The following is an 8,142-nucleotide window of genomic DNA, read 5'->3' on the forward strand; positions in this document are numbered from 1 at the left end:
CGGCGCCGCCTGGTCGAAGCGCTCGAACGAGGGGCGGGACTATCTGGGCCTGAAGTTGGACGATCCGAGCTTCGCGCACCCGATCTACGCCAACCTCTTTGACGACGAGGACGGTGAGGGCTCGAGCCTGATCTGGTCGCGCCCCAACAGCCGCCGGGGGGAGTAACACCCCCCAACCATGGCCCCGGTCGAAAGGCCGGGGCTTCTGGTCTTGCGGATGCCCGACGGCTTTCGGGCGGACCACGGATCAGGTGTTCACGTCATCCTCAAAACGCTGGATGCGGGCGAGGATGTCATCGAAACTCGGCGGCTTCGTATCGAACATCATGGGTGCCATGTCCTTGTAGTCCGCACGCAGATCCTTGATCCGATCCTCGCCGGGCAGAAGTCGCAACGTGCCGGGCCTGGCCAGGTCATAGCTTGCCCATGCCGAACGGAAGAAGATGGCTTTATGCTTCGCCACCTGCGCCAGAAGCTCGAAGTCCCGCGATGCAGCGACTCCCTCCGCGGTCTCGAGGAGCATCGCCAGATCGTAGAAATGCCGGGAGAAATACTGAGGTGTCGGCGAACTGGTAGGGCGATGCGCTTCGGCATGGAGTGCGGTCGCCTTTTCCCAGAAGGTGCGCCGGGAAGACAGGACGGTGACCTTCGTGTCACGCTCGTTGAAGAAGTCAGGGTAGTCCTCGGCCGCATAGGGCCGGATCACCTTTTCCTCAGTTGGCCAGGGGTCTCCGCGCGCCCCGAGTTCGAGCTTCACGCGGGGGGTGATGTAGGACATGCTGGCATAATCCGTGCCGCCAAAGGCCGGGGGATACTGGAAATTCACCGTCTGCGCGTCATTCGGGTCTATCTCGAGCGACCAGCCACCATCGGCGGGATCACCCAGATGGCGCGCGAATTCTGCTTGCAGGGCGGGAAGCAGCCGTTCGGCAACATGCGTTTCGACATCCGCCACCAGATCCGCAATCAGCCTCGCCGTTTTATTCTTTCCAAGCCCTTCCTGCTCAGGGTCCCGTTCGCCGCCATATCCCAGTTCTGCCCGGTCAAAGGACAGGTCAATATCCTCGGAGAACCGACGGATCGCATCATAGGCCTTGGACAGCGAGGTACCGCCTTTGAACACCAGCGATGCGGTTTTCCCGGGCGGCAGCGAGAAGACCCGCCGCAGGGTCCAGCAAACCCAGAAGTCCTTCTCGATGATCGTGTTGGCGACGCCGCGACCAGCGGCGGTTTCGCCAAAGAGTGCGGCACGGTCCGCGGCCGACAGGCGGGCAACATTATCCAAGAGCGGTTTCCGCGCCGGACCCTGAAGGTTTTGGGTCGGCGATCGAGAGCAGGGTTGCCCGCATCCACGCGGGCGCCTGCGTCGCATTTCTGGCGAGAAGCTTTTTGTCACTGACCGAGAGGTGACGGCTGGCCGCGTGCATCACGTCAGAGGCCCGTGCAGCACCTACATGGCGCAGGGCCTGAACGACCGTTCCGGCCGGGCTGCCGGGGGCAATCAGATGTTTGGGTGAGGTATGGCGAAGATCGATCACCCGCTTCCCCAGCACAACGCGGCGCGAAGGCCCATCCGTCAGCCAACGGCTCTGCGCTGCAACCTGCGTTGAAAGCCCGAGCACATTGGCAGCCTGTGGACCATCAATCTGCAGGTTTGATCCGGTTTCGCGAGCGAGTGCTCTGGCCACGTTGTCGGGCGAAGGGGCCAGAGCACCAAACTTCGGATGGATCTTCGGGAAATCATAAAGGCCGCGGGCGAGACGCCGGAGGTCGCCCGCCCTGGTCAGCCGAGACAGCGCCTGGTCCACCGCGCCACGGGCAGCCACGTTCAGAAAGTCACTGGGCGTGAAGACGCTGCCGCGTCCGCTAGCGCGGACACGCTTCATGATCCGATCGGGAACAGAGGCAGATACAGTCTTCATGTGTTAGAAAATAGGCTATGTTTTTCTTCCAATCAAGTGTGCGAGGTAACGCGCTCTGACTCTTGTACTGGCTGAGATTGTCGCGGTCGCGGACAGGGGGGACGAGGGGTGTGCTCGGCGGGGTGCGAAGGGGCCGAGTTCGGCGCTTGCGCCCTGTGCCAGGGGTCTATCAGGCATTCGCTGGAAGCCACCGTATTCATCGTCGGTGCGGCACAGATCTGCAATCTGGCCTGAAACACGTCGACACCTTTGATCAGCGAAGCGCCAAGGCTGGCGGCAGCGGAGGCATCCCTTCAAGGGATCAGGCTCCTGTCAAAGCCAAAGCCCCATCCCCGCTTCCATTCGCAAACCTTGGTCCGATCCTTCTCTTTGAAATCAACCCGTAAAGGGTCGGCTTGACGCTTTGCGTGCCGCCCTCGGGGATTCGGGCAAGAGGCCCGAACGCCCTCGGGTGATTGCAGATCCGGTCAGACACTTCGGGCGCCTGTTGAGCGGGGGATGGTCCCTCGTCTCCAAAGACAGGAGCCAGTCCCATGTCCAAGAAGGATGCCACCGCTTTCGCCGCCAGCCTCGCCGCTACGCTGATGGTCTCGATCGTCGTGTTTCAGGCCGGCGATGGCAGCCATGCCGCCATGCCCGCCGATGAATATGATGGCGATGAGGCTCTCATCGCCCTCGAGATCGACCCCTGGCAGTGAGGCGCGCAAGCGCCTCACCCCTTCCGGGCGGCCCTCGCGCGGCGAGCCGCGGGGCCGGCCGGGGTTGCGCGATCACCCGCCTGTGGCGCGCGCCGCGCAGCTGTGCCGGGATGAACCCCGGCGCGGGAGAGGCAGAGGTGGGGTCCGGGAAGGGCGAGCCTTCCGGTCCCAGAGAGAGCGCCGGTCGGCTTCACCTGTCCCTTCGCTCTCAGGAGAAGTCCCATGACCCAAGAGATTGCAGCCACCCCGGAAGTCAGCCTGGCGGCCGCCATGGCGCAGTTTGATGCCTCGCAGCTGGCGCATCAGACGCTCAGCACCACTGCAATGGCCGTGAACAAGGAGACCCTGTTCGCGGCCATGCGCGCTGCCGGGATCACCGAGATCATCGTCACCTTCGATGGTGCTGGCGACAGCGGGCAGGTCGAAGACATCGACGCCCGCTGCGGCGGTACCGCGGTGCCGATGCCGGACACGGAAATCACGCTCGCACAGGTCAGCTGGGGCGTCACCGAGATTGCGACCAACACCATGTCGCTCTCCGAGGCCGTCGAGCCCCTGGCCTATGACCTCCTATCCGACAGCCATGGTGGCTGGGAGAACTGCGACGGCGCGTTCGGCGAGTTCCATTTCGACGCCGAGGCCGCGACGATCCTGCTCGATTACAATGAGCGGTTCACCTCGTCCGAGCAATTCAACCACAGCTTCTGAGGGCGGAGAACATGGCACATCCTTATCATCACGCCCTGTCCTCGGTGAAGAAATGGGGCGGCGAAGTCGAGGATTACATCGAGCTGCATTCCTGGTTAGATGCCTCGAAACTGATCCTTGCTGACTTCAGGCACCGAGCTTTGCGCCACCATGCCGAGGGCATCTTCCTCATGGAAACCGTGTTCGGCAAGACGTTGACCCTCTCCTCCGGCAGGGTGATCCCGACCCGTTGGGTGGGCGAGCAGCATGTCCGCGAGGATCTCGGCCATATCCCGAGCTTCGCCGACTGGGCACGCGCGATCCGGCCAGAACCCTGGATGGGGCGCACGCCGAAGATCGAGGCCGAAGTGGAGCCGTTGCCAGCTGCGCCGGACCCGGCACCTGATCCGTTCTACCCCCTTCTCGGCCTTGTCCCCGATGCCGCAGCGTTCACAGTTCTTCGCGCCGCGGCCCGGGCCTTCCATCCTACTATCCGCAAGGATTCCGGTCTCAGGCTCGCCCGGCGGCGTTTCTACCGCCAGATGCTGGCCGCCCATGCGGCTGCAGTTTCCACATTCCCAGGCACCTGACCCATTCCTTCAGCCCAATCCCAATCAGACCCGGCCTCGTGCCGGGTTTTCCATTTCTGACAAGGAGCCTGTCATGGCCGACTATTTCACGCACTTCTCCTGCCTGCTCGATACGGGCTCGCCCGAAAACGCCGCCAAGGCGATGGCGCTGTTCCACCGCTTGCGCGCCGAAGAGGCGGATGCCGACGAGCCTGCTTTCGACGGCTTCGAACTTGTCCAGCAGGACGGGCCGAGCGGCTCGCAGCTTTGGATCCATGATGATGATCAGGGTGATGTCGAGGGCGTCATCAACTTCGTGCTGCGCCTTGCCGAAGAGCTGAACCTCACCGGTCTCTGGGGGTTCGACTATGCCAATACCTGCTCTCGCCCCAGGGTCGAGGCTTTCGGCGGTGGGGCGCATGTCATTGATCTGGGTGCTCGCAAAAGCATCGGCTGGATCAGCACGCATGAATGGTTGAAAGCCGTTCTGAATGGCGAGGACATCGACGCCGTGGAGGCGGTTGCAGGATGAACATCACGGTCTCGATCACCTCCACTTCTCCCTCCCGGCATCTGCCCGTCGTCGAGTTTGGGCGCAGCGCCGACGGCCTGCTGGTCGCGCGGGTCGGCGACACCGCCTTCGCGATGGTGCCGACCCGGCAGGGACGTCATTTCCTGGCGACAGGCTTGCGGCTCTCTCTCTCGCTGGAAACATGGAGGCGCGACGACTTCTACGGCCATTCCGGCGATGTGGCCGACGAGGCCGCGTTCCGGGCGCTTGTCGCCGAGAATGCTGAACACCAGCGTGAGCGTGCTGCACTCGGGCGACGTGAGGTTGGCTCGCGGGTCCATACACCATGGGGCGCGTCGCAGGGCGCGACGATCTATGGTGAAGGTGTGCTCTGCCACACCACGGCCGGGCATGGGGGGTTCGAGCTTGCACCAGAGCAGAACGACCGCGTGCATCTGCTGCTGCGATCCTCCTCCGGCTTCTACGAGGAGGACGCTGAATGGGCAGCGGTTGCGCAGGCGCTGCCGGAACTGTTCACGGGTTATGAACGCCGTCTGGCCGATGAGGCACTGCGCAATCACTGGCCGGAAGCCTGGGAGGCCATACATGGCCGCTCCCTTCAGCCCGGCGAATCCCGGGAGCAGGATCGCCAGATCTTCGAGTGTCAGCACGCTGGAGACTGGATTGCTATCTCGGCAGTCATTTCGGATCGCTTTCCGGGTTTCGTGGAAACGACTGCGACGCCGGGCGGGCAGCGTGGCTCGGGCGTCGACCGCCGCCGCTTCCTCATCCCCTCGGCCGAGTATGAACCCGGTCTGTTCGGGTTCGTGATCGATCCCACGCGGCATCGAGATCTGACCAATGGCGATGACTGACTGTCGGTTCCGCTGATCTCGGCCGCGCGCGCCTTGTGCGCGGCCGGGAGGAAGAGGTGGGGCGCGGTAAAGCGACGGGTCATGAGCTGGGAGAGAGGCTTCCGCTGCCCGTCGTGGAGACACCGCGATGACCTATACTGGTTCAACTGAAGGGTTTCGATCCGCCGGGCGGGTGCTGATCAGCCAGGCCCTTGCGCAGCTTCAATTGGCGCAGCGCTATCCTCTGACCGTCAGCTGTTCCGGGGAGGCGCGCTATCTCGATTCCGAGCTCGAGCAGTGGGCGCTTGAGCGCAGCGTGTCCCTCGGCACCTATGAAAGCCTCGCGGCGGCGATGATGCTGGTGACAACGCGCCTTGCACGCGGCGACATTACCTGTGGCGATGATCCCGCGCTCCACTTCACGCCGCAGCTGATTGCGGTGGTTGATGCCGAACATGGCCTAGTGCTCGCTGGCGAAGTCTCAAACCGGCACGTGACCTGGTGCCAGCCCGTCACCAGCGATGCTGAAGCGCGGTCGGTGGTCACCCTGGCCTGCCGCCAGCGGGCTGAAGTGCAGCGTCTCGCCGATTTGGGCAAGCATGCCGAAGCCAGCCTCTTGCGCAGGCAGGCGGCCGCGAATGAAGGGCGCCTGGTAGATCCGTTCTGGCGTGATGCGGCGCAGCTTGCGCTTCTGCAGCGGAGGGCAGCGTGATGCCTTCGATCATCGAGATCACGGTCTATCACTTTGACGAGCTGCCGGAGGCCGGGAAAGACAATGCCCGGGCCTGGTATCGTGAGGGCGCCTTTGATCACGACTGGTATGGTGCCGTCTATGAGGATTTCCAGCGCATCGCGGAAATTCTCGGGATTTGTCTCCGGACCCGGGCATCCCGGCTGATGGGCGGCGGGACCAGCGAAAGCCCCTGCATCTGGTTCACCGGGTTCTGGTCGCAAGGGGATGGGGCGGCGTGGGAGGGCAGCTATTCCTTCAGCAAGGGCGCTTGCTCTGCCATTCGCTCCTACGCGCCAAGGGATGAAGAGTTGCATCGGATTGCCGATGCGCTCCTGGCGATCCAGCGCCGCAATTTCTATCAGCTGCAGGCGGAAGTCCGGCATCGGGGCAATTACTATCATGCTTTCACCATGGACATCTCCGTCACCCGTGAAAGCCCGGTCGGCCAAGACCTGACCGAAGGCGCGGAGAGCGCTGTCATTGACCTGCTGCGCGATCTTGCCCGCTGGCTCTACCGACAGCTCGAACAGGAATACGACTATCTGTCTTCCGATGCCGCGGTCGATGAGGCCTTGCTCGCCAATGGCTACACGTTCACGGAAAGTGGGCGGAGAGCCTGATCAACCGGATTCCGGCCGAGCCGCGATCCAGGCTCAGCGATTGCTGTCGATCCACCGGGACAGCAGCTGCCGGTCGCGGAAGCATTCATCCGGGATGGCCCGCCGCCGAAGCCGCGCGAGCCGTTCGGCAAAGGCAACCTGTTTCGAGGTGGGTTGGCCATCGTCCAGAGGTTTCAGCCGCGACTGCGCCTCGATCCAGGTGCTGAGACTGCGGCGATCCAGTTGGACCTCCCAGGGCAAGAGGGTCTTATTCCGGAGCGCGAGCGAGCGGGCATAGGCGATCTGGCGCGGTGTCACCGCCAGGGCATCAGGGACAGCTACCATCATAGATCTCCCTTGCTGGGTTGAGTTCCAATATAGAACATATAAGGAACATAATCAACCGGCGCCGGGGAGAGGCAGAGCGGGGGAGGGAGTTCTGTGAGCCGAGCGGCAGGAAAGAGAGCGCCGCCGGGCTCGAGGTTTTCCCATTCCAAGGAGTCTGATCCCATGAGCACGATGACGTCTGTTGCCCGGGTGGCCGAACAGCGCCGCCCTACCTTTTTACCCGAGCTGTTCGGGCCGACCCGAATGCTTGTCGCCGAGAACATGGTCTATGCCATGATGGATAGTCTCTGCCCGCTAGACTACGGCGGTGGCCACTGGGACTTTTATGAACGAGGCGGGCGGCCGCTCTTCATGGCCCCGACCTCGAAAGCGCGCTACCGCATGGCCTGTAGCGGCAACGGCTGGCAGGGCGCGGTCTCGGCCGAGGCGGCGGGAATCATCGCAACACTGTTCGCATTCTCGCACCTCTCATTCCACCACGCAGCTGACCAGTTGGTCGAGGGCTATGTGCGGCTTTATGAATTTGCTGGCGATCATCCTGAGGCTGCGGAGATTTTCCAGGCCATCGATTGAGCGCCTTCCCTGTCATGCTTGCATGAGTCGTCTGTACCCTTCGACGTTTGTGTCGGAGGGTATTTCTCTTTGGCTGGCACCTGTCGCGGTCGCACTCACGGCTTCTGCTGCGTTCGAGGTGCCGTCGGTCCTGTCATGCGGTTGGCTCTGATCGCTTGCTCCAAATTGGCATCTGGCCAGCTCGGCCTTTCGATCCTGGCCATCGGCTGGCGGTTTTGCCCCGGGTGCTGCTGATCCTGCAGAGATCAGTCTTTCCCTCATTCCGGCGTCTTTGATCGTGGGGTTCTGGAGATCGGTGGCACGCTTTGATCGCGCTTCCAACGCTGTCTCTCCTCCCGGTCGAGTGTTCGTGCGGCACATTCCGATCCGGTGGCCCGGCCAGCATCCGATCTGGTGCAGCGCCTTGTCGCCCGTGGCCCGCAGGTCGGGGAAGGGCGCGCACTGGCCTGCTTGCAGCCCGGGTGATCACCGCCGGTGGTTGCCTGTCGGGTCTTCCTGCTGGTTCCTTCAGGATCGCCGCTGTCTCCTGTCTCTCCAGGCGTGACGGGACCGCTCGCATGCGTCCTCTGTGATGGGCTGATCTGGCCGAAGACCAGCGCGCGGGAGCGCGCTTCGACGTCTCGGCGCAACAGCGTCGTTGAACTTTCT

General features: G+C 63.2%; 11 protein-coding genes and 1 pseudogene. 9 read left to right on the top strand and 3 right to left on the bottom strand.

Annotation, left to right across the window (positions count from 1 at the left end; genetic code table 11):
• Positions 1-166, top strand: a 166-nt coding sequence (locus tag RTS12_RS19005; protein WP_312531334.1) for a DUF736 domain-containing protein, incomplete at its 5' end; no start/stop codon positions are given.
• An 81-nt stretch (positions 167-247) separates the two neighbouring features.
• On the opposite strand, the gene RTS12_RS19010 is transcribed toward RTS12_RS19005, so the two are convergent.
• Both RTS12_RS19010 and RTS12_RS19015 read right to left on the bottom strand, forming a co-directional pair.
• Positions 248-1,285 (bottom strand): nucleotidyl transferase AbiEii/AbiGii toxin family protein, encoded by a 1,038-nt coding sequence (locus tag RTS12_RS19010; protein ID WP_312531312.1) that lies wholly within the window; start codon positions 1,283-1,285, stop codon positions 248-250.
• Complete coding sequence (locus RTS12_RS19015) at positions 1,278-1,886, bottom strand: DUF6088 family protein (protein ID WP_312531315.1); 609 nt, start codon at positions 1,884-1,886, stop codon at positions 1,278-1,280. Before RTS12_RS19015 ends, RTS12_RS19010 begins: the two co-directional genes overlap by 8 nt.
• Before the next feature lie 569 nt (positions 1,887-2,455).
• On the opposite strand from RTS12_RS19015, the gene RTS12_RS19020 reads away from it, so the two are divergent.
• The 7 genes and pseudogenes from RTS12_RS19020 to RTS12_RS19050 all read left to right on the top strand — a co-directional run bounded on the left by RTS12_RS19020 (position 2,456) and on the right by RTS12_RS19050 (position 6,594).
• A complete protein-coding gene (locus tag RTS12_RS19020; protein ID WP_196216826.1) occupies positions 2,456-2,620 on the top strand; it encodes a hypothetical protein in 165 nt (54 codons plus the stop codon).
• A 222-nt stretch (positions 2,621-2,842) separates the two neighbouring features.
• The gene (locus RTS12_RS19025; RefSeq protein ID WP_155046328.1) at positions 2,843-3,328 is read left to right on the top strand and encodes a DUF6878 family protein; all 486 of its coding nucleotides are present in this window, start codon (positions 2,843-2,845) and stop codon (positions 3,326-3,328) included.
• Positions 3,329-3,339: 11 nt separating this feature from the next.
• Positions 3,340-3,699, top strand: a pseudogene (locus tag RTS12_RS19030) (DUF6915 family protein); the annotation flags it as partial.
• A 271-nt stretch (positions 3,700-3,970) separates the two neighbouring features.
• Positions 3,971-4,408 (top strand): hypothetical protein, encoded by a 438-nt coding sequence (locus tag RTS12_RS19035; RefSeq protein ID WP_226937824.1) that lies wholly within the window; start codon positions 3,971-3,973, stop codon positions 4,406-4,408.
• On the top strand, positions 4,405-5,262 hold the full coding sequence (locus tag RTS12_RS19040; protein WP_312531325.1) for a DUF7007 domain-containing protein: 858 nt from the start codon (positions 4,405-4,407) through the stop codon (positions 5,260-5,262). The genes RTS12_RS19035 and RTS12_RS19040 overlap by 4 nt, the downstream gene beginning before the upstream one ends.
• Before the next feature lie 127 nt (positions 5,263-5,389).
• Entirely contained in the window at positions 5,390-5,953 is a 564-nt protein-coding gene (locus RTS12_RS19045) for a hypothetical protein (protein ID WP_312531327.1), read from the top strand.
• Positions 5,953-6,594 (top strand): antitoxin of toxin-antitoxin stability system, encoded by a 642-nt coding sequence (locus tag RTS12_RS19050; protein WP_312531329.1) that lies wholly within the window; start codon positions 5,953-5,955, stop codon positions 6,592-6,594. Before RTS12_RS19045 ends, RTS12_RS19050 begins: the two co-directional genes overlap by 1 nt.
• A 33-nt stretch (positions 6,595-6,627) precedes the next feature.
• Here RTS12_RS19050 and RTS12_RS19055 read toward each other — a convergent pair whose 3' ends face one another.
• Positions 6,628-6,918, bottom strand: coding sequence for a hypothetical protein (locus RTS12_RS19055; RefSeq protein WP_155046211.1), 291 nt, complete (start codon positions 6,916-6,918; stop codon positions 6,628-6,630).
• A gap of 165 nt (positions 6,919-7,083) precedes the next feature.
• Between RTS12_RS19055 and RTS12_RS19060 the strand changes: the two genes are divergently transcribed.
• Complete coding sequence (locus RTS12_RS19060; RefSeq protein ID WP_155046203.1) at positions 7,084-7,494, top strand: antirestriction protein; 411 nt, start codon at positions 7,084-7,086, stop codon at positions 7,492-7,494.
• Positions 7,495-8,142 lie beyond the last annotated feature (648 nt).

It is taken from the genome of Paracoccus sp. (in: a-proteobacteria) (genome assembly GCF_032007265.1).
Classification (GTDB): domain Bacteria; phylum Pseudomonadota; class Alphaproteobacteria; order Rhodobacterales; family Rhodobacteraceae; genus Paracoccus.

Excerpts from the sequence above, each read along its gene's own strand:
- RTS12_RS19015 (WP_312531315.1), bottom strand. The coding sequence starts at position 1,886 with ATGAAGCGTGTCCGCGCTAGCGGACGCGGCAGCGTCTTCACGCCCAGT.
- RTS12_RS19020 (WP_196216826.1), top strand. The coding sequence starts at position 2,456 with ATGTCCAAGAAGGATGCCACCGCTTTCGCCGCCAGCCTCGCCGCTACG.
- RTS12_RS19025 (WP_155046328.1), top strand. The coding sequence starts at position 2,843 with ATGACCCAAGAGATTGCAGCCACCCCGGAAGTCAGCCTGGCGGCCGCC.
- RTS12_RS19035 (WP_226937824.1), top strand. The coding sequence starts at position 3,971 with ATGGCCGACTATTTCACGCACTTCTCCTGCCTGCTCGATACGGGCTCG.
- RTS12_RS19040 (WP_312531325.1), top strand. The coding sequence starts at position 4,405 with ATGAACATCACGGTCTCGATCACCTCCACTTCTCCCTCCCGGCATCTG.
- RTS12_RS19045 (WP_312531327.1), top strand. The coding sequence starts at position 5,390 with ATGACCTATACTGGTTCAACTGAAGGGTTTCGATCCGCCGGGCGGGTG.
- RTS12_RS19050 (WP_312531329.1), top strand. The coding sequence starts at position 5,953 with ATGCCTTCGATCATCGAGATCACGGTCTATCACTTTGACGAGCTGCCG.
- RTS12_RS19055 (WP_155046211.1), bottom strand. The coding sequence starts at position 6,918 with ATGGTAGCTGTCCCTGATGCCCTGGCGGTGACACCGCGCCAGATCGCC.
- RTS12_RS19060 (WP_155046203.1), top strand. The coding sequence starts at position 7,084 with ATGAGCACGATGACGTCTGTTGCCCGGGTGGCCGAACAGCGCCGCCCT.